This is a genomic window from Rhodanobacter sp. MP1X3, from assembly GCF_014207165.1.
Classification (GTDB): Bacteria; Pseudomonadota; Gammaproteobacteria; order Xanthomonadales; family Rhodanobacteraceae; genus Rhodanobacter.
The window spans coordinates 221550-242651 of record NZ_JACHCO010000002.1 but is presented as its reverse complement, the minus strand read 5'-3'; the positions used below and the strand labels follow the sequence as shown (position 1 = coordinate 242651).

Genomic DNA, 21102 nt, shown 5'->3' with positions numbered 1-21102 from the left:
TTCAAATAGTCCCCCATTCTTCTGCCACACGAGTCACGTGGCTGAACGCTTCAGCCAGCTCTGCAGGAACTGCGCCGTCTTTTGGCAGGCAAGCACGGCCTCGGGCGTCTCCGTAGCCGTTGGCCAAGCCTGATGCACGTGGGGCATGCCCTCATAGATGTCCAGTTTTACAGCACAGCCAGCAACATCCATCGCCTGGTAGAGACGCACAGAATCGCTGAGCAGTATTTCGCGTGTCCCTGCCTGAATCAGGGTGGGAGGGAACCCACCACTAAAGTCACCATGGATCGGCGATGCGTAGGGATGTTCCAGATCATCGGGCCCGGCATACATATCGATGGCGAAGGCCAGGCGTTCCATATCAAAGAAATCGACGTCGAGCAGGGTGCGTATCGTGTCACCTTCAAAGCGTAGGTCCACACATGGCGACCACAGCGCAACGGCAGCTGGCATCGGCTTGCCTTGATCGCGCAGTTTGAGTGTCGAGGCCACGGCAAGACAGCCGCCGGCAGAGTCGCCATAGAGAACAGTTTTGTCTGCAGGTGTCCCAGCGCTGGCCAAGGCATCGAAAACCGCGACAACTTCGTCAGTTATCGTGTCGAACCGACCGCCAGGCGTCACCGTATAGTCGATCGATAGCACCGATTCACCGAGCAGATCCGCGATCACCGCGGGAGCTACGGCATTTGCCGTCGAAGAGCCTCCCGTGAAACCGCCGCCGTGGATATAGATCACTCGCGCATCGTGCGGCTGCCGTATTCGCGGAACGTATTCCAGGACTGGTACACAGCCCAGCACATGGCTGATGGTTCGGGTTCCCAGTCGCGCCAGAACCGGCGCAGCCAAGCTCTCGCTGAACGCGTTGCTCCGGTCGTTGTAGGAGGCCCACAGATCGGGATCGTTGCTTAGCGGCTGCGCTTGGGGGCCGCCGGCTTTCATTACCTCGGCGACCAAACGGCCGAAAGCTTCGGTCCATTGAGCCGACACGGTGGAAGGCAGATGGAACCGCAATGGTGTGGTGTCAGTGCCATGGCTGGTTTCGGACATATTGACTCCGTAGTTCGGCTAGACGGCTACTCGCGAGTGGAAGTGGCCGAGGCGGGCGTCTGAAAGCTGTTACGTCAGTGCAGCCTAGATATTTCCAGCACGCGCGATCGAGCCCAGATGAAAAGCGCTGGGCTTGGGCGTTCGTTTGAAGGTTTCAAGGTCGACCTCGACTAGCCCGAAATGCTGGCTGTAACCGGCTGTCCATTCGAAGTTGTCCAGTAGTGACCACTGGATGAAACTGCGCACATCGATGCCTTCGTCGATGCACTGTCGAACTTCGGCCAGCGCTGCGTCGATATAAGCGATACGGCGGGAATCATCGTTGGTGGCGATGCCGCTTTCCGTCACGTACACGGGTTTGCCGGTGCGCGCTGCCGCGAGCCGTATCGTGCCACCCAGCGCTTGCGGATAGAACTCATAGCCTGCCGCCGTCATCTCGGCATCGGCGGGCGGATCGATCCGACCACGCAAGCCGATCTTCACGCGGGTATAGGTCTGCACGCCGATGAAGTCGGCGTTTTTCGCCTCGTCGAGCCATGGGCCGTAAAGCTTGTTGGCGACAATCTTTGCCAAGTTTAGCCAGCCAACACCTTGCACATCCTGCATCGTCAGCGACACGCCGACGGGGAAATTCCCGGGACCTGACTTGATCGCTGCCATCGCCTTGCGATGCGCATCCAGTAGCACCGATTCGGTCTTTTCGAAATCGGTAAACACCAACGATGAAAAACGCGCCGAGCCACACCGCTCGACGCAAGCAGCCAGCATGGCGTCGATGTCGTGTTTTGCGTCGGCAGTGCGCAGCAGGGCTAGCAGGCGTTGAACGTTCGCCTCATTGAATGTCGTTGCAGCAGCGATGCGATCGCCCAGTCGTTCGGTAGCCTTTTCGGCAAATCGCGCGAACAGATCTGCGCCATCGGCGACTTCGAAGCCGCCGCGCATGGCAAACCACAGCGGTACCGAAAAATGGTTGTATGTCACCATCGGCGCCAGGCCGCGCTGAAGGCACTGATCCAGCATGCGCGAATAGTGGTCGAGTTCGACCATTGAAAATTTGCCCGGCTCCGGTTCGATGCGTGCCCACTCGATGCCGAATCGGTAGCAGTTGAAGCCGAGATCAGCGGCCATCGCGATGTCTTCGGCAAAACGGTGATAGCTGTCGCACGCGTTGCCCGAAGGTTCGACAAACAACGTCGGCTTGACGTTCTCGGCCAGCCAGATGTCGGAGTCGACATTGTTGCCTTCGCTTTGGTGCGCCGAAATCGCCACGCCCCACAAAAAGTCTTTGGGCGCGGCGCGCCCGGTCGGTGCACTGGTCAACGCTGCTTGCCTTTCTTCAATGGTTTGGCTTCAGCAATTGGATAAAGCAGGCCAATGAGTTCACCGAGCACGGCAAGCGATTTTTTGCTGTCGGCCCGATCGCGCCGAAACAGTGCTTCCATCGATAATCCGCGTATCGCCGCCACGAACAGACGATGAACAGCTTCGCCATTCGGACGATCGCTGAGGCCGGCGGCGACCAGGCGCTCGACGATCCATTCATGCGATCGGGCATCAATATTTTGTTGCATGACGCTCAGCTTGTCGGCCAGCTCGTTGTCTGAGCGCGAGGCAAGCATGATCTCCATCACCGCAGTTCCCGACGGGCGGCTAATCGCTTCCCACACCATTTCGGGAAGGTCAATCACCCACTGCTTCGGTGTACGGACATCCACCGTTTGGCGGTAATACTGCGCGTCGGCCTCGAACACCGCTTCCACCACGGCCAGCATCAGATCGGTCTTGGCCGGGTACTGATGAGACATCGCTCCGCGGCTGACTCTGGCTTCGTCTGCAACCATGGTGACCGTCGTCGCGCTGTAACCCACGCGATGCAGGCAAGTGATGGCAGCTGCGATGAGCTTGGCCTGCGTGTCTGCGCTGCGCTGGGCTTGCGGTCGTCGCACTGGCACTGCGGTAGGCACTGGCTTGGCTTTGGCTGCTGCCCGCGGTGATGCCTTCTGGGCGGTATGTTTGGTAGTCAAATTGGCATCTCTATCAAGCGAGTTGTAGCAGTCAGTCGGTCATTGCGTTTTACATGCATGATATGCGGCTTGTTGACAACGTCGTCCATCCGATCGTACCCGTCAGAAGCGGGCGTCGAACGAGACGCCCACCGTGCGGAAGGAATCGGCACCGAGTGTCTGGCTATAGGTGTTGGAGTCGCCGAGCAGTGTGCCCGATGGGGTCACAAATCGGTACGTCGGCACGCGCTCGTCGGTCAGGTTGTGGCCGTAGATATAAACACCCCAGCGCCCGTCGTGCGAACGAACGCCAATTTTGGCACCGAGCAGCATGTGGCTGCCGGTGGTATCCGTCGGGTCGTAGGCCTGATCAAAATAGATGCGTGAGGTGTAAACGCCATCGACCGATGCAAGGCCGTCGAGGCCGGCATTCAACGCATGTGTATAGGTGCCGTTGAGGGTGACTTTCCACTTCGGGGAGCCCACTAGCTGGTTGCCACTGGCATTGGCTTCTTTCGCGGTGCTGCCATTGGGATTGACTACCGTGGTGCAGCGATCCGCTACTGTCTGGAAGTTTGGTGCGCAGCCCACAAAGTACCCGTTGCCATATTTGGCGTCGTTGTAGATAGCGCCCAGATTAAGAGTGAAGTTGGTCGTGAGTCGGCCGAACGCGCTCAGTTCAGCTCCCTTGACGGTGACCGAGGGCGCATTGCCGTAGACGAACGTAGCCGATGCGGGGTCAAAGTAAAGCGCCTGAAAATTTTCCAGGTGGGTATGGTAGATGGAGCCGTTGATACCGACACGGTCATCGAGCCAGGTAGTCTTGATGCCAGCCTCCCAAGCGATGGGGATTTCCGGCTTGACCAGCACCGGCACGTTGTTCGTGGCGGCCTGATCATTCACTGCCGGACCTTTGTAGCCCTTGGTAAACGTGATGTAACCCATCGCGTTGGATGTCAGGTCGTCCTGCACGCCCAGTCGGAAGGAATTGTATTTGTTGTCGGTACGTCCGCTGATGGCAGCGAGTCCGTTGATCGGAAAGAGCGCCCCGGGCGCGAGCTGCCGAACGGTATTGGCAGAGACATCGTCATCGCCATAACGCAGTCCGATAATGCCGCGAAATGTCGGCGTGAATTTCAAGGTAGCTTCGCCATAACCCGCATAGCTTCTTTCTCTCGACTGGGTCAGCGATGCCTGGCCGGCCAGAATGGGAAGGCCATCCTCCAGCAGCGGCTCGCCTTCTTCCAGCGCGTTGTAGATATTCGTGCTGTGGTAGTAGTAAAGACCACCGACATAGTCGAGGAAATCATTGTTCGACGAGGTTGCGCGGAATTCCTGACTCTCCGTGCGCAGGTTGATGTTATTGGTGTTGGTGTTGACGATATCGACGGGTGTGCTGTCCGCATCGCCGCCGCCGCCAGCCCTGAGATGACGTACTGCGGTGATCGACGACAGCGTCGTTCCGCCAAAGTCATAGTCGACCTGGCCTGATAGTCCTTCGGACTTGGCGGTATAGCCGCTGGGGCCATCGGAGCAGGTGCGGTTGTTGTCCTGCGTTGGTACGAGCCCGCACAAACTGAGCAGATTGCTCAGCGCGCTGCCTGGCGTGGACTGATAGACCGGAAAGTCGGTAAAGCCGCCCTTTTCGAAGATGCGGGAGTAGTCGGCGATGAGATTGACGGTGAGCTTGTCGGTGGGCTGCCAGAGGTAGCGCAAGCGCGCGCTTTGATTCCGGTTCTCGCCCCAGCTGTACTGGTAATCGTTGTAGACCGTGTCAGGTTGGCGGGTATCGGCGACGGACAAACGCAGGGCTGAGTAGGCCGAAACCGGCAGGTTCAGCACCGCTTGATGGGTGTAGCTGTCGCGACTGCCCTGATCGGCGTGGACAATGACCTCGGCCTTGCTGGGATCCGGTGCGTTGGTTGTGATGTTGAGCACACCGGCCGAAGTGCTGCGTCCGAACAGCGTGTCTTGCGGGCCTTCGAGCACTTCCACGCGCGCGACATCGAACAGTTGCGGGGCACTGGCCATGGCGTTGCCCAGTGAAACGCCGTCGACGACTATCCCTACGCTCGGCTCCGCTGTCTGAGCGTTTTGCGGCACGCCGATGCCGCGGATCTGCAGTGCGATGGGTTGCCCTGCTTGCGCGCTGAGAGCGGGTACGGCGTCCGTAAGATCCGCGATATTGTTCAAACCCTGATTCTGCAACTGCGCTGCGCTGACTACGGTGACCGTCACCGGCACCGACTGGATCGACTCAGCACGCTTGGTCGCCGTCACCATGATTTGCGAGAGGTTCGCCGCCTTGTCGGGTGACGCGGCTCCTGCGTTCGTGGTTTGGCTCGTTTTGTTGTCCTTCGCGTTTGCCGGCACGGCTGGGGCAGCTGTAGATGCCTGTGCAGGGTCGATGCCGACTGGCGTTTCCTGCGCATACAGCGGGGTCGCCATGGTCATCAAGGCACTGCTGCAGGCGAGCATGATCAAATAAGAAGTGCGCACTATTTCCCCTCCAACGAAGTCTAACGGCGGCGCCCTGGATCGAAGCGAAAATCAGAGCGTGGCCGAAAGATAGGCTCGTATTTACAAACAGGCAAGTCTGTTTTTTGATGCAATGCAGCGAGAAGATGGCTATGCGATGACGTGCTGAAGGCGCACATGACCTATGCGCGCGCGCCTTCCAGTCCAGCACTCGGCGACATGCATGAACTCGGCTGCATGCACATGAATGAGCTGATTGGCCGGCTCTGCGCCGGTCAGGAAGATAAGCGGCGATCGGAGTAATCGGTAGCAAGCGCGATCCGTAATGGCGGGGGTGGCCATGCTTTTTTGCGTCAAAGATGGCGATTGCAGTGCACCATCACTCGAAATCGAGGCGCCGCAGTTCGGCAGATTTTGTCGCCCAGCGATCCGAAAAACCGCGTTTGATCCGTGCAGCCAGACGAGAACCGAAGGCTTAGGCGAGAGCAGGATGATCGTGTAAGACGACTCTTTGGTGAAGTCGCCTTACATCATATGGACGTCTATTTGAAATGTCGGCTAGGCAAGCGATCCAATTCGTCGTTCCGACAACGCTGCAATTATCTCCGCATGGCGGCGACGATTCACGCGATATCCAAAGATGACGAAGATCCCGGTCAGGCCAATGGCCGCCGCCCCCGGACCGGCGAACAGTCCAAGCAGTTCAACCGTGCGCGGCGAAAGGCTGGCATGCAGGCCGCCTGCCGCGGCGAGATCGTTCGGAAAGCCGATGAATTGGAGAATGAGGCCCGCAAGCAGGGTGCCGATGCCCGCTGACATTTTCGCTGCAAAGGTCCAGCCGGCAAAGTAGAGACCTTCGCGCCGGGTGTGAAAAAGGAATTCATGCTCGTCGACGGCATCCGCCATCATCGCGCCGAAAGCCACCGCGACTATGGACAACATCGCACCGTTGAACAGGCTGAAGCTGGCAAGCAGCAAGGCAAGCGGCATGTGCGATAGCGGCACTAGTCCTAGTAGTCGCAGTACTACCGGAATAGCCATCGCGAGCATCATGCCAATCCATCCGATAAACACCGTGGTGCGTTTCTCGAAGCGGCGAAGTAAGCCCGCCAGCGGAGCACCGATCAGCAGGCCGACAAACAGGCTCAGCGTGACAAGTTGCGTTTCGTTGGTTTCCAGATGCCAGAAGAAGGTATTTGCATGCAAACCCAGCGAGAGCGACACGCCAAGCGATACAAAGAAAAGTATCGCGGATGCAAACAGCGCCCTGAAGGAGGCATTTTTGAATAGTTCGATGATGCCGGCGATAAAGTTGGCACGATTGCCGCCAGCAGCGTTGACGCCTTCATGCATTCTTCCGCGCATCTTGTAACCGGCGACAATCGAAGATATTGCGCCAATCGCCATCAAGGCGGCGCAGGCCATGGCGAATGTAGCGTAGGCGTCACGGTGCATCAGGCCGCCAGGTCCTTTGAGAAACACGCCGAAGCCAAGCGCTACGGCGACCAAGCCGGCGGCCATGCCGAGTCCCCAGCGCCATGCGGCGATGGCCATACGCTCCTTGTGGTTGTCGGTGACCTCGGCACCCAGTGCGAGATAGGGCAAGTTGAACAGCGATATCGATAGCCGCAGCAGCAGCGATACGATCATCACCAGAATGAACAGGGCTGTGCCGCTTGCGTTCTTTGGCAGCGAGAAAATCAGTACCAGCGAGATCGATGCGGGTATAACAGCGGCGATCATGAAAGGCAGTCGGCGTCCCCACCGCGAGCGCCAGCTATCCGAAATAAATCCGATAACCGGGTCGACAATGGCATCGATCACCAGTCCCGCCGAAATAGCGATGCCGGCAGCCGATCCAGATAGTCCGCACACGGCTGTGAGATAAAACAACAGGAAAATGTTGATTGCATTCGACGAAGCGCCGTCGAGCAACTGGCCTAACCCGTAGCCGAACTGCAGGCCAACGGAGAGGCGTGAGCTGCGTCCAGTGGCTGTCGGCGAGATAACAGTTGCGCCCTGCTGCAAATCGGTTTCCAAATTCATGCGTGCTGTACTCGATACCCATGCATGCGCCATGGGATATAAGGTGATGATAGAAATCCCGCGACCCAGGCGGCGCACGTTGCGTAGGCATAGCCTCCGCCCGCCCGCGTCTACTCGATAGGTGATCCAGTCTGGCATGTCACGGTATCGGGACTTATGATGATGCGCAACTCGCACTGCGGCACGATTTGCGCGCACCCGGTTGCGTTAGAACGCTGCATGCCGCGATGAGGATCGCTGCAAAGCGTAAAGTCACCAAGAACAGACGGCAGGAATGAGCATGAGCAAACCCATGGCAGCCAAGCGTGAAAAAGCACCAGCAAAGCCGCGCCTGCCGGCTACCGAGCGGCGCGCAAAATTCCTCGAGGCGGCCGCCGAGATCGTCGTGCAACAGGGTCTGCCAGCTGTAACGATGGAAGAGGTCGCTGCACGAACCGGCGTCAACAAACGCCTGGGCTATCGCTACTTCACCAATCGCGAAGAGCTGCTGCATGCGCTGCTGAATCAGGAGATGGAGGAAGCGGGGAGCAGGGCGCGAGCGGTGCTTCCCGCCAACCCGGACTTGCGCCTGCGCGTCAACGTCAACATCCGTGTTTGGCTGGAGCTGGTGCGCGAGCGCGGGCCGCTGTTGTCGCGGTTGTTTTCCGATGAGGCGGTATTCCCGGATATCGCCAGGGAAGTTCACGAGCGTTCGATAAAAGACTGGGCTGGCGTATTGCGTGACTCGCACGGTTTACCGAAGGCGAGGGCGGAGGTGCTGGCACGGGTGTTTCTGGCGGCGCTGCGCGGAGCGGTCGAGGCGCTGAGCAGCAAGGTAGCTACGCTGGATGAGATTGTCTCGATTTACACCGCGGTGGCCGTTGCCGGTGCGGATGCGGCTGCCAAGCTGAAGCGAGCCAGATGATGCTTGCGTCGGGCCTTATGTCACGATACCGTGACAACGATTTGAGGCGCTGATTGTTTGAAGCGCCTCATCGACAAGGCGCATCCGATGATCAGTATGTTCAGCACGTGGCGGGTAAAGGATTTCGATGTTGGCACTGCTGCAGCGAGTCATATCGCAGCAGAAAGCCTCGATGCGGCAGACTGGATCGACGTGCCCATACCGGGTGATCTCTATCTTGCCCTGCACGCCGCCGGGCGATTGCCCGATCCATTCGGCGATCGCACCGAGTCCGAATGCGCCTGGGTCAAGGATCGTGAATGGTGGTGGTGCGCGGACTTCGATGCACCAGCTATCGCAGCGAATCAGCGGCTGATCCTCACGTTTGAAGGCCTCGATACCTTTGCCACGGTCTGGTTGAACGGCAAGGCGCTTGCTTCGACGGACAACATGTTCCGCGCGTGGTCGTTCGACATTGGCGGGCACACGCGCCCGGGATCGAACGCGCTGGTCGTCAGCTTTACGCCAACCTCTACGGCGATTGTCGACAAGGCGATGCCGGTATGGTCGATCATTTCCGATCCGATCGAGGAGACCAAGCGCAACTTTATCCGCAAGGCACAGTTTGGCTGGGGTTGGGATTGGGGCCCGCGACTGCCGACGGTGGGTATCTGGAAGCCGGTGACGTTGCAGCTTGAAACGGATGCTGCCATCGAAGCGATCAAGTTCACGACGCACGACATTTCTGAGGCACGTGACCATGCAAAGGTCAGCGTGGAATTGTCGATCGACGCATTTTCGAACGCGGCCACACTCTCTGCTGGAATCGTGCTGCGCGACCCGCAAGGTGTTGTCGTTTACCAGCGCACTCTTGGGCTGTCTGGTGCGAAGGCGTCGATCGAACTCAATATCGATGATCCCCAGCTTTGGTGGACGCCGGAGCTGGGGGCGGCGAGTCTTTACGCGCTCAACGTGGTGCTCAAGGCCGACGAACGAATCATCGACTTTCGCGACATGAAGGTCGGTATTCGCACCATTGCCATCGATACTTCGTCGGATGCCGACGAGCCAGGTGCCAGCTTCTTCCGGTTCGTGGTGAACGGCGTGCCGATCTTCGCGCGTGGCGTGTGCTGGGTGCCGGCCAGCTCGTTCGTCGGCGCGGTCGATGATCCGCATTATCGCCATCTGCTGCGGATGGCCGCCAATGCCAACATGAACATGATTCGTGTGTGGGGCGGCGGCGTTTACGAGCACGACACGTTCTATGACGTTTGCGATGAACTCGGTCTGCTGGTCTGGCAGGACTTCATGTTTGCCTGTGCGCCATATCCCGAGCATGAGCCAGTATTCGTCGAGAATGTGCGCGCCGAGGTGCGCCATCAGATCGAGCGCCTGCGCCACCATGCATCGCTCGCCGTCTGGTGCGGTAACAACGAAGGCCAGGCGGTGCAAGGTTTCATGAACCGCATGACCGGCGGTAACGAGCCGCTGGCCGGTGCGCTTTACTACGACAAAGTCATGCCCGAAGCGCTGGCCGAGCTGGACCCGACCACGCCTTACTGGCCGGGCAGCCCGACCGGTGGCCCAAGTGACAACAGCATGTTGGCCGGCGACGTGCATCATTGGACGGTATGGCATGGCTTGCCGTTGGTTCCGATCGATGAGCCGGTCGGCAGCTTCGATCACAGCCCTGAAGGTGTTGCCTATACGCGCTATGCCGAAGACAACGCACGCTTTATCAGTGAATACGGCATCCAGGCATCGCCGGGTATGCAGACGCTGCAGCGCGCGCTGCCCGAAGACCAGCGTGTTCTGGGTAGCGAAGGATTGCTCAATCGCATCAAGGACAAGCCGAAGGACAAAGTCGACGCGATGCTGATTCCGGTAACGGGATTGCCGACCACGCTGGAAGAGTATGTCGACTTCACCCAGATCACGCAGGCCGAGGGGTTGAAGTTCGGCATCGAACATTTCCGCCGTCGCAAGCCGCACTGCTCCGGTTCGCTGATCTGGCAGTACAACGACTGCTGGCCGGGCATTAGCTGGAGCCTGGTGGACTACTACGGTTTTGGCAAGGCTGCTTATTACTACACGTCGCGGGCCTACGAGCCGGTGCTGGCTTCGTTCAAGTCGCTGGCCAACGGCGATGTCGAGTTGTGGATCACGAACGACACGCTCGACACCTTGCGCGGCGAAGCCATCGTCGAACTCGGTACATTCGATGGAGACACTATCTGTAGCGTGCCGCTGGCATATGACGTCGAGCCCAATGGCAGCAAGCCGGTCTGGCAGGCATCCGCTGCGCAGCTCGGTAGCTGCGCAAGCCGCTTTCTGACAGTGAGTTCCAGCGACGATGTATTCGAAACCAATCGTTGGTTTTTTGCGGCTATCAAGGATCTCGATCGACCGAAGGGCAAGCTGCCAGAGGTCGAGATCGAAGTCGTGTCGGCTCATGAACTGCATGTGCACCTGGCGGCGGCGACGTATCTCTACTTTGTGCATATCACCACGCCGCATGGCTGGACGTACTTCAGCGACAACTACTTCGACATGCGCCTTGGTGAGACGCGCACGATCATCGTGCGCAACTCCGGCGTGACGATATCTCCGCAGGACGTGCAGATCGCGAGCTGCTGATCCACCCATAACAACAGCGCAACGAACCGGTTGCGATCAACCCAGACTGTGAGGATTCGACAATGACGCAGAACCCAACCCCCATCGGCATGGTCGACGAACTTGCTCCGACGCCCAGGGAACGCACGCCGTTCGAACAGGCGATACTCGAGTTTGTGTTGAGGTCAGGTCCGCCTGACATGGCATTGATGGCTCGCGTCATGGACCCGGCAGTGCGCACGGCTTACACCGAAGCCGAAGTTGAACAGCGCGCACGCGACTGGCCGTTCCTTGGTCTGTATCGCGGCGAAAACGAAGCTGTCCGAAAGGACGGCAAGCCCAAGGTAGTTTTCATCGGAGACTCGATTACCGAAATCTGGCGTCATGGCGATCCCGAGCTTTTTGCCAATGGCATCATCGGTCGCGGCATCAGCGGCCAGACCACTCCGCAGACCCTTATTCGTTTCTATCCCGACGTCGTCGCGTTGAAGCCAACGGCTGTGCATATCCTCTGTGGCAGCAATGACATCGCCGGCAATACCGGATCAACCACGCCGCAGGATTACAAGAACAACATCATGGCGATGCTGGATATTGCGCAGGTCAACGGTATAAAGGTCATGCTCGGCAACATCACGCCGTCTGCCGGTTTCCTCCATCGCCCCGAGGTCAAACCCATAGAACGCATTGCCGAGTTGAACGACTGGCTACGCCAGGTGGCGAAAGAGCGCGACGCAGTCTTCATCGACTATTTCAGCGTACTCACCGCCGAGGACCGTTCACTGCCGCCGGAATACTCCAATGACGGTCTGCATCCGAACAAAGCCGGCTATGACGTCATGCGGCCGCTGGCACTGGCTGCAATCGGAAAAGTGCTTTCGGACGTCTGAACGTAAGCGACGTCTTATGGATAATGAAAAAGGGACGCCATGTGGCGTCCCTTTTTGGTGCTGCCAAGCAATGGCAGTCTGGTCGCTAAACTGGGCGATCAATAATCGTAGGTTGCGCTCAGACGCACGTAGCGGGGCAGCTGGCGCACCACGGCCGAGCCGTACAGCGGATCTGGTGTGCCAGGGGAGATCTGGAAGTAGGGATAGGCATTGAGGATGGTCTGCCCGTTGAACAGGTTGAAGACATTCACCGAAAACGCGAGCTTGCCTTCCCCGAACGATGGCCGATAGGTTGCGCCCACGTCGACCTGCTTGTTCCACGGCAGGCGATGCGTGCCGGGTGGTGATGGCTGACCACCGCACCAATGGTAGTAGCTGCCGTAGCCGTCCGGGTCGGTCTGATTGGGACCGTAGTAACCCAGGCAGTTGCGCGGGTTACCGGAGACGATCTGCAGATTGCCCGAGACCTGCCATTGGGGTGTGAGCTGGTAGTAGCCGAACAGCTTGATCTGGTGCGTGTGGTCGTTGCTTTGCGCGCCGTTGCTATAGGACATCAGTTCCGGGAAGTCCCAGTCGATGCTGGTCGATGCGGCTGTCTGCTGGATGTCAGAACGGAGCTGCCCTTCGGTATCGCCGTAACTGCGCGAGAAGACGTAATCGATCTTGCCGTACCACTTGCCATCGAACGGATGTTCGAGAAAGGTTTCCAGGCCGTAGTACTGGCGCTTAAGCGGTGGAAAACCGGCCTCGGCGTTGGTCAGCGTCACGCTGTGATAGGTGCCGCTGGTATCGGCCACGGTAAACGTATTGGCCCGGCCTGGATTGATCAGATAGCAGCTGTTGGTGGCGTTGACGTCGTAACCTAATGAGGCGGCCTTGTTCTCGATCGCGCTGACATCGCAGTAGTCGTCGATGGCGTTGCGCAGAATGCGCTGCGTCAGCTTGGCGCCATACACCCACTGGTCGTCGAGCGCTTTGGTAAAGCCGAGGATGAATTCATCCTGGTATTCCGACTTCAGGTTCTGTGCGGTCACCGTTTTTGGATCGGGCAATACACCGTATGTATTGTTGGGCGATACCGGGTTGGAGAAAGGCGTGAGCCCGGTGGGTGTACCGTCAGCAGCGACGCCGCTATAGGTGAAATATTGCTGGGTGGCCACGTACGCGCCAGCGGCATTCAATGCGGGATTGAGCGGTAACCCGAGATAATAGCGTCCAGCGTTGCCGTAGACTTTGAAGCTGGCGTCGCCATTCACATCCCAGCTAAAGCCCAGTCGCGGAGCCCACTGCGGTGTGGTCTGGCGGATATAGGACTGCGCATCGGCGTTGTAGTCGGTGAACTGGTCGTTACGCAGACCCAGCGACAACAGCCAGCGATCGCTGACCTGCCATTTGTCTTCGATGTATTGCGCGCGTTGGGCGGAGCGCACGCTGGCAATCGAGCTGTTGACGTGTTTGATCACGTAATAGCCGGATGCGCCATTCGAATAATTGGCCGGCGCACCCACGCCGAGATTGGGAATCAACGCTACCGTCGGCGTGGTGGTGTATGCGTAATCCCAATAATAGCCTGGGCCAGAGATCTGGCTGCCCTGGTCGACGGCGCGCGCATTCTGGTTGTCGATGCCGAACGAGATGGCATGCTGGCCCAACTGGTAGGTCAGGTCGAGGCGCAGATTATTGGTGTCGTTATGGCGATTGCCGTTGTATAGCGATTGCGTGATCTGATTGTTGCTGATCGGTGTACCGCCATTCAATGCGGGGTTCTGGTACTGCACGTGGTACAGATAGGTCAGGCTGCTGTCGTAGCCGCCCGGCGCATCGTAGTTGACGGTCTTCATCTTGCCGTAGGTGGCAGTGAGGGTGAGACTGTCGGTGATGTAGCTGGTGAACTTGGCGGTGTAGAGGTCGCCGCCAGTCTTGATGCTGTCGGCATAGTTGATGAAGCTGCCCGGCTTCAGCGCGTTGTAGTCGTAGCTGTAGACGCTGCCGTTGGTCTGATTTTTGTTCGAGGCGCCGGTGAGCTCGAGAATGTTGCTGTCGGTGATATTCCAGTCCAGCTTGCCGTACCACTTGGGTTGCTGGTACTGGTAGCGCACGTAAGGCTGCGCCTTGGATACATTGTTGACCGTATCGCCATCCTGGGTAGAGGTTTCGGCGGCGAGAAACAGAAACAGTTTGTCCTTGATCAGCGGGCCGCCAAGATAGGCGTCGTATGTTTTCGTCCACTGGCGATTTTTGCTGTTCGGGTCATACAGGCTGCCGGCAACCGGCGACGAAGGCAGTCCGTTGGTGTAGTAGGTGTTGGTGGCATCGGCGTGCGCGAAGTCGGGCTCCCACAGCACTTGCCCGCCGAAATGCCACTGATCCGTGCCGCTTTTGCCGACCATGTTGATCACGCCACCATCGGAGCGGCCGTACCGCGCGCTGTAGCCGCCGGTATAAATTTCCTGTTGCTCGATGGCACCGTACGGCAGGGTGAGTCCGCCGAAGCCACGCAGTGGATCGGTAGTGTTGAAGCCATTGATGTAATACGCGTTCTCGCTGGCGGCCGAGCCACCGAAACTGACTAACGATTGCCCTGTGGGCCCGACGTAGCCACCGCTGTTGTTCACCACGCCAGGCGCCAGTTGTGCGATGGCTTCCGCAGAACGGCCCAATGGCAACTGCGCCAGCTGAGCCGAGGTAATCACCGTGCGCGAATCGACGCTGGTGACATCGATTGGCGGCAGTGCGTTGGCGCTGACCTTTACCGCGTTGAGATCCTTTACTGCCGCGGGCTGAAACGACACATCCGAACCGGTGCCGACGCGCAGGTTGATGTCGCTGCGCGTATCGACCACTTGGCCATCGCGCAGCAGCGATACGGTATAGGTGCCCAGTGGAAGTTCGCTCGCTACGTAATGGCCGTGACCGTCCACAGTCACCACACGCGAGATGCCAGTGCTGCTTCTGACCTGTACGGTTTCATTGCCGATCGTGGGTGCCTGCCCGAAGATGCTGCCCGTGGTCGACTGGGCGAATAGCGGTGTGGCGACAACTATCAGTGCGATGCCCAGTGCCATTGCAAGCGCGTCAGGCTTGAGCGTAGTTCGATTTTTCAAAATTGGACTCTCGAAAGCTTGGGTATGGATGCGGTATGCCAGGCGATTTGCTCATGTCATATCATCGGTCCATGGGTATGGATCGACGGTTTCATGCGGCATCAATGCCACTGGATCCGATGGGTTCAATGCACTCTTTCGCCCCTATGGCGATCGTCAAGACGATGCTGAGTACGAGATGAATAGTACACAACATATGGACATCTAGACGTCTAAATGGGATGAGTATTTGGAATACTCACATAACGAAACGTTCTTTACAGGCGGTTGGGCTGCGTTATGGAGCGGTCAGTGGCTGTTGCAGCCGTGCATACACGTCATGCGCTTCGCGATAACCAAAGCTGATCGTGTCACCGGGGCTTTCAACGGATGCCAGGAAATTGATCAACAACACGGCATGTCCAGCGGCGTGCCGAAAGCAGGCGGAGTCGAGCATGCTGAGAGGGTTTGTCCTTACGCAGTGCAGGAGCAGCACTGCACCTCGACCAGGTTCACCTGCCGCGAATCAGTCGTAGATGAGTGACCCGGATGCGCTATGAAAACTCACCGATCGTGCAGGCAGGTCAGCTGGTGGTGAGCCCACCGAGTGCTGCGCGGGATGGATCAACCAGTACACCAGAGGCCGACGGCGAACAGCAGCGCGATGGCAAGCAATACGCATGCGCACCAGCGCAGGATGGTGTGATTTTTCATGATGCTGCATCCGTCGGCTGGATTGCCGTTCGACAGACAGGCGGACGGCTAGAGCCCTAAAACATGCCGCTGTCGGACTCGCGGCAACGATCAGGCGACGGCGAGACCGTGCAGTTCGACGCCATCGGGTGTCACCTTGAGCACTGAGCCATGCTCGTACCAGTCGCCGAGCACGATGCGTTCGGCGGCTTCCCCATTTAGTTCGAGCGAATGCACGGCGGGGCGATGGGTGTGACCGTGGATCAGTCGGCTGACGCCGGCATCGCGCAGGGCTAGCTGCACGGCATCGGCGTTGACGTCCATGATGCTTTCCTGCGTGGCGCCGGTGTGGGCGCGGCTATCTTCTCGAGCCTTGGCGGCAAACGCCCTGCGGGCTTCGAGTGGCATGGACAGGATCTGTGCTTTCCACTGCGGCGTGCGCACCTGCCGACGTACGTTCTGGTAGGCGACGTCATCGGTGCAAAGTACGTCGCCGTGCATCAGCAGGGTGGGGCGACCCTGGATTTCGTGCACGGTGCCATCCTCGAGCAGGGTCAGGCCGGCGCGTTGTGCGAACGTTTCACCCAGCAGAAAGTCGCGGTTGCCGACCATGAAATACACCGGCACGCCAGCATCGCGCACAGCGCGGATCGCTGTTGCAATGCGTTGCGGCAGCTCGGCATCGTCATCGTCACCGATCCACGCCTCAACCAGATCGCCGAGGATGTAAAGCGCGTCGGCATGACGCACTTCGTCGCTGGCCAGATAGTTCTCGAACAGTGCGGTGATCTGTGGGCGGGATGGATCCAGGTGCAGATCGGCGATGAACAGGGTGGCCATCGTGATAATCAGCCCTGATGCTTGGCGGATTTCTTGGCCGGCTTGGCGGTGGCGGGTGCAGCGGTGCTGGAGGCATCTGCCGGCGCATCCTCACCCACAACGCGGGCGCTGGTAATCACCACCAGCGGATTGGGCACGTCGGCGGCGAATGGTCCGAGTCCCCGCGTTGGCAGCGCGGCGATCTTGTCGACCACGTCCATGCCCCTGGTGACTTTGCCGAACACGGTATAGCCCCAGGTCAGGCCGCTCTGGTTGCCGGTGAAGTCCAATCGGCGGTTGTCGACCAGGTTGAAGAAGAATTGCGATGTGCCGGAATTGGGGTCCGCGCCGCGCGCGACCACCAGGGTGCCGCGCAGATTGGAAAGGCCGTTGTCCGCCTCACTCGCGATTGCCGGACGTGTGCGTTTTGGCTGCAGGTCGCGCGTATACAGGCCGCCTTGCACCAGATAGCCAGGGATTGCCCGATGCATCACGGTGCCGTCGTAGAAGCCGTCACGCACGTATTGCAGGAAATTGGCCACGCTCTTGGGCGCTTTGTCGCCGTAGAGCGATACGGTGATGTCGCCCTGCGAGGTATGCAGCACGACCTCCGCCGACGCTACCGCGGCAGCCGTTGCGGGCGCTGGCTTGGCGGTTTGTGCTGTCAGCATCAGTGGTACCAGCGTTAGTGGTGCGAGCAGCAGGAGGGTGGTAAGCAGTGATTTGAGCATGGGCATCAGGCGGTTTTGGCGTGCGCACATGATACGCGCACACCACCGGCATGGTTCATGAAAGCCGCAGGGTTCAACTGCTTGACAGGTCCAGCTTCAGTCCCAGCTCAACCATCGGTGACTGCTCCTGCTGCAGGTCGGATTCGCTGAGCGGATGCTGATCGAACCAGGCCAGCGGCAGGGTCAGGCGCAGTTTCTGACTGGTAGCTGCCAACCGCATCTGTGGCAGCGATTCGGCGCGGCGTGCCCGGCGAAACAGCACAGCCAGGCGCAGTAGCGCCGTGGTGTAGCGCGCGAGCGCCCGATAGCGCAGCGGCAGGGTGGCGATCAGCGCCTTGTCCGGCTTGCGCCGATGCATTTCGACCACCGCGGCGAGCAGTTGCTGCTCCTGTCGCGAAAACCCGGCGAGGTCGGCGTGGCGCAGGATGTAGGCGCCATGATGGTGATGCTGGCTGTGCGCGATGGCTAGACCAATCTCGTGCACGCGCGCAGCCCACGATAGCCACTCACGCGCATCGGCATCGAGTTTCCACGGTTTGGCGACCTGATCGAACAGCATCAGCGCGGTGGATTCCACGCGCCTTGCCTGGGCGCGATCCACGCCATAGCGGGCAGCCAGCGCGTCGATGCTGGCGGTGCGCGGATCGCTGCCGCCGGCGCGGCCGATCAGATCCCACATCAGCCCTTCGCGCATCGAGCTTTCGCACACACGCAGCCGCTCGATGCCCAGTGCTGCAAAGGCAGCCTCGAAAATCACCACGCCACCGGCGATCACCGCAGCGCGCTCCTCGATCAAGCCAGGCAGCTTGAGCAGGCTGATCTGGCCCTGGTCGAGTATCGCGTCGCGTAGCGAGGCCAGTGACGAGGGCGTGATGCCGTCGTCGGAAAACTTCATCGCCTGTACCACCGCGCCAATCGATTTGGCCGTGCCGGAGGAGCCGTACGCATCCTGCCAGCCCGATTCGCGGTAGTCCTCGTCGAACTGCTGCAGCAGCACGCCGATTTCGCTGCGCGCACGCTGCCAGCGCTTGCGGGTGAGCTTGCCGCCAGGGAAAAAGCGCAGCGTCGAGGCGATACAGCCGGCCTGGATGCTTTCGGTATGCAGTGGTGCCAGTCCGCGACCGATGATGAACTCGGTGCTGCCGCCGCCGACATCGATGACCAATCGCGGCTCGCGCGAGGCAGGCAGGTCGTGTGCCGCGCCGAGAAAGATCAGCCGGCCTTCTTCGCGGCCGGAGACCACTTCGATCGGATGGCCCAACGCGCTCTCCGCAGCGGTCAGAAACGTCTGTGGCGAAGCGAGTCGGCGCACTGTGTTGGTGGCCACCGCGCGCACGCGCAATGACGGCAGGCCGGCAATGCGCTGGCCGAAACGGGCGAGGCAATTCATGGCACGGGCGCGACGCTCGGCGTCCAGCGTACCGTCAGCACGCAGACCGGCAGCCATCCGCACGCTATCGCGCAGCCGGTCGATCACGCGCGGCTCGCCGTGCTCCATCCGTGCCACCACCATGTGGAAGCTGTTGGAGCCCATGTCTACGGCGGCGATCAGTTCGCCATCCTGGATCGGTGTCGAATCGGCTGGACTCACGTCAAGCCTCCCTGATCGAATGAAGTCCGATTCTCGCACGCACGAGTGAGGCTGACGTCACGCACCGCGGAATGATGTTCTGTGCAAGAGAGAAACCTCACGGACAGTACCGCTCGAGCAGGCTCTGCTGCGCGCTGTATGGCGGGTTTTCGCCAGGCTCGGCACGTGTGTAGACGCCTTTGCTGTCGAGCAGCCACGCCTGCGTGTTGTCGGCCAGGCTGCTGGCCAGCGTTTCCTCGAACACGCGTGCGGACAATTCTGCATCGAGAATCGGAAACGCCACTTCGATGCGGCGCATCAGGTTGCGCGCCATCCAGTCGGCGCTGGCGCAATACAGTTCCGGTTCCCCGTCATTGGAAAACCAGTACACGCGGCTGTGTTCGAGAAAGCGCCCGATGATCGAACGCACGCGAATACGCTCTGAAATACCCGGTAACCCGGGCCGCAGCGTGCAGGCGCCGCGCACGATCAGATCGATCTCCACACCGGCCTGCGACGCGCGGTACAGCGCTTCGATCACATGCGATTCGTTCATCGCATTGAGCTTGGCGACGATGCGCGCCGGGCGTCCCGCCTTGGCATGCGCCGTCTCGCGTTCGATCTTCGCGACCAGACCGGTGTACAACGTGAATGGCGAATGCAGCAGACAGTTGAGCTTGATCATCGGTCCGAGTCCCGACAGCTGCTGGAAGATCTTGTGCAGGTCCTCGCCGATCTCGGGGTTGGCGGTCATCAGGCCGATGTCGGTGTAGGTACGACTGTTGATCTGGTGATAGTTGCCGGTGGACAGGTGCGCGTAGCGGCGCAGCCCGTTGCCCTCGCGCCGCACGATCAGCATCATCTTGGCGTGCGTCTTGTAGCCCACCACGCCATAGACCACCTGCACGCCGGCCTCCTGCAGCCGCACGGCGAGCTGGATGTTGGCGGCTTCGTCAAAACGCGCGCGCAGCTCGATCACCACGGTCACGTCCTTGCCGTTGCGCGCCGCTTCCACCAGCAGGCCGACCAGCGGCGTGTCCTCACCGGCTCGGTAGAGCGTCTGCTTGATCGCCAGCACCTGGGGATCGACGCTGGCCTGGCGCAACAGGTCGATCACGGCGGCGAAGTTCTGGTAAGGGTGGTGCAGTAGCACGTCACGCTGGCTGATCAGGTCGAACTTGTTCTTTGCGCCATCCAGTGCCGCCGGCAGCTGCGGATTGAAACGCGGAAATTTCAGCTCGGGACGATCGAGCAGGTCGTAGATCAGCTGAGCACGAATGATGTTGACCGGGCCGTCGCAGCGATACACGTCGGTGTCTTCCAGCTCGAAGTTGCGCGTCAGCATCGCGGTGATCGCCTTCGGGCAATCGTTGGCGATTTCCAGCCGCACCGGACGCGCGTAGCCGCGGCCGATCAGCTCTTCGCTCAACGCGTGAGCCAGATTCTCGACCTCGGCCTCTTCGACGATCAGCTCACTGTTGCGGGTGACCCGGAACTGATATGAGCCGACCACCTTGAAGCCGGGAAACATCAGGTCGGTAAACGCCTGCAGCAACTCGGCCAGAAATACGAAATGACTGCCTTCGCCACTGACTTCGTCGGGCACGCGGATAATGCGTGGCAGAGAGCGGGGTGCCCGCACCAGCGCCATGTGTCCTTCATGGCCAAACGCGTCGCGACCCTTCAATACCACGGCGATGTTGAGCGTCTTGTTCAGGATGCGCGGAAACGGATGCGACGGATCCAGCCCCAGCGGCGATAGCACCGGCAGCACCTCGTGCTCGAAATACCCTTGCAGCCAGCGCCGCTGTTTCGGCGTCCACTGTTTGCGGGTGAGCACATGCACGTTCTCTGCATCCAGCTGCGGAACGAGATGATCCTGCCAAGTGGCAAACTGCTCGGTGACCAGATCCAGCGCACGACGGCGGATGCGCGTGAGCAGCTCGCCCGACGTGATGCCGTCCGGCCCGGGCGCAGACGTGCCATAGGCATGGTGATGTTTGAGCATCGCCACGCGCACCTCGAAGAATTCATCGAGATTGTTCGCCACGATGCTGAGGTAGCGCAGCCGTTCGAGGATCGGCACACCGGCATCGCGCGCCATTGCCAGCACGCGGAAGTTGAATTCCAGCGTGGCCAGCTCGCTGCTGAGATACAGATGCGGTGCGCTGAGATCGATCGGAGGCGGCGAGTCGGGAGAAGGACGTGGCATGGCGTCATTCTCGCCCATGCCGGTGGTCAAA

15 protein-coding genes are annotated in these 21102 nt (G+C 59.8%); 4 read left to right on the top strand and 11 right to left on the bottom strand.

All coding sequences use genetic code 11. The annotated features are described in order from the left end of the window. Nucleotides 1–33 precede the first annotated feature (33 nt). From HDE79_RS07530 to HDE79_RS07510, 5 genes are all read right to left on the bottom strand, one after another. Complete coding sequence (locus tag HDE79_RS07530) at nucleotides 34–1047, bottom strand: alpha/beta hydrolase (protein WP_184601330.1); 1014 nt, start codon at nucleotides 1045–1047, stop codon at nucleotides 34–36. A gap of 84 nt (nucleotides 1048–1131) precedes the next feature. After that, complete coding sequence (locus HDE79_RS07525) at nucleotides 1132–2367, bottom strand: family 1 glycosylhydrolase (protein ID WP_184601329.1); 1236 nt, start codon at nucleotides 2365–2367, stop codon at nucleotides 1132–1134. Continuing rightward, on the bottom strand, nucleotides 2364–2819 hold the full coding sequence (locus tag HDE79_RS07520; protein WP_255488324.1) for a hypothetical protein: 456 nt from the start codon (nucleotides 2817–2819) through the stop codon (nucleotides 2364–2366). The genes HDE79_RS07525 and HDE79_RS07520 overlap by 4 nt, the downstream gene beginning before the upstream one ends. Nucleotides 2820–3173: 354 nt before the next feature. Further along, nucleotides 3174–5549 carry a TonB-dependent receptor gene (locus HDE79_RS07515; protein WP_184601327.1) on the bottom strand — a complete coding sequence of 792 codons (2376 nt, stop codon included), beginning with the start codon at nucleotides 5547–5549 and terminating at the stop codon, nucleotides 3174–3176. 537 nt (nucleotides 5550–6086) lie between these two features. Further along, nucleotides 6087–7574, bottom strand: a complete 1488-nt coding sequence (locus tag HDE79_RS07510; protein ID WP_184601326.1) for an MFS transporter — start codon at nucleotides 7572–7574, stop codon at nucleotides 6087–6089. A 280-nt stretch (nucleotides 7575–7854) separates the two neighbouring features. Between HDE79_RS07510 and HDE79_RS07505 the strand changes: the two genes are divergently transcribed. From HDE79_RS07505 to HDE79_RS07495, 3 genes are all read left to right on the top strand, one after another. Beyond that, complete coding sequence (locus HDE79_RS07505; RefSeq protein ID WP_184601325.1) at nucleotides 7855–8478, top strand: TetR/AcrR family transcriptional regulator; 624 nt, start codon at nucleotides 7855–7857, stop codon at nucleotides 8476–8478. Between the two features lie 87 nt (nucleotides 8479–8565). Then, complete coding sequence (locus HDE79_RS07500) at nucleotides 8566–11094, top strand: glycoside hydrolase family 2 protein (RefSeq protein ID WP_184601324.1); 2529 nt, start codon at nucleotides 8566–8568, stop codon at nucleotides 11092–11094. A 62-nt stretch (nucleotides 11095–11156) separates the two neighbouring features. Continuing rightward, on the top strand, nucleotides 11157–11963 hold the full coding sequence (locus tag HDE79_RS07495) for a GDSL-type esterase/lipase family protein (RefSeq protein WP_184601323.1): 807 nt from the start codon (nucleotides 11157–11159) through the stop codon (nucleotides 11961–11963). A 98-nt stretch (nucleotides 11964–12061) separates the two neighbouring features. Here the strand turns inward: HDE79_RS07495 and HDE79_RS07490 are convergent, their stop codons facing one another. Next, the gene (locus tag HDE79_RS07490) at nucleotides 12062–15028 is read right to left on the bottom strand and encodes a TonB-dependent receptor (RefSeq protein ID WP_184601626.1); all 2967 of its coding nucleotides are present in this window, start codon (nucleotides 15026–15028) and stop codon (nucleotides 12062–12064) included. Nucleotides 15029–15344: 316 nt separating this feature from the next. Beyond that, nucleotides 15345–15503, bottom strand: a complete 159-nt coding sequence (locus HDE79_RS07485; protein ID WP_184601322.1) for a hypothetical protein — start codon at nucleotides 15501–15503, stop codon at nucleotides 15345–15347. A gap of 92 nt (nucleotides 15504–15595) precedes the next feature. Between HDE79_RS07485 and HDE79_RS07480 the strand changes: the two genes are divergently transcribed. Further along, nucleotides 15596–15820, top strand: coding sequence for a hypothetical protein (locus HDE79_RS07480; RefSeq protein WP_184601321.1), 225 nt, complete (start codon nucleotides 15596–15598; stop codon nucleotides 15818–15820). 30 nt (nucleotides 15821–15850) lie between these two features. Here HDE79_RS07480 and HDE79_RS07475 read toward each other — a convergent pair whose 3' ends face one another. The 4 genes from HDE79_RS07475 to ppk1 form a co-directional block, all read right to left on the bottom strand. Beyond that, nucleotides 15851–16579 (bottom strand): UDP-2,3-diacylglucosamine diphosphatase, encoded by a 729-nt coding sequence (locus HDE79_RS07475; RefSeq protein ID WP_184601320.1) that lies wholly within the window; start codon nucleotides 16577–16579, stop codon nucleotides 15851–15853. Between the two features lie 8 nt (nucleotides 16580–16587). Further along, complete coding sequence (locus tag HDE79_RS07470; protein WP_184601625.1) at nucleotides 16588–17289, bottom strand: peptidylprolyl isomerase; 702 nt, start codon at nucleotides 17287–17289, stop codon at nucleotides 16588–16590. A gap of 73 nt (nucleotides 17290–17362) precedes the next feature. Then, nucleotides 17363–18880 carry a Ppx/GppA phosphatase family protein gene (locus HDE79_RS07465; RefSeq protein WP_184601319.1) on the bottom strand — a complete coding sequence of 506 codons (1518 nt, stop codon included), beginning with the start codon at nucleotides 18878–18880 and terminating at the stop codon, nucleotides 17363–17365. Nucleotides 18881–18977: 97 nt separating this feature from the next. Continuing rightward, nucleotides 18978–21071, bottom strand: coding sequence for a polyphosphate kinase 1 (ppk1, locus tag HDE79_RS07460; protein WP_184601318.1), 2094 nt, complete (start codon nucleotides 21069–21071; stop codon nucleotides 18978–18980). Nucleotides 21072–21102 lie beyond the last annotated feature (31 nt).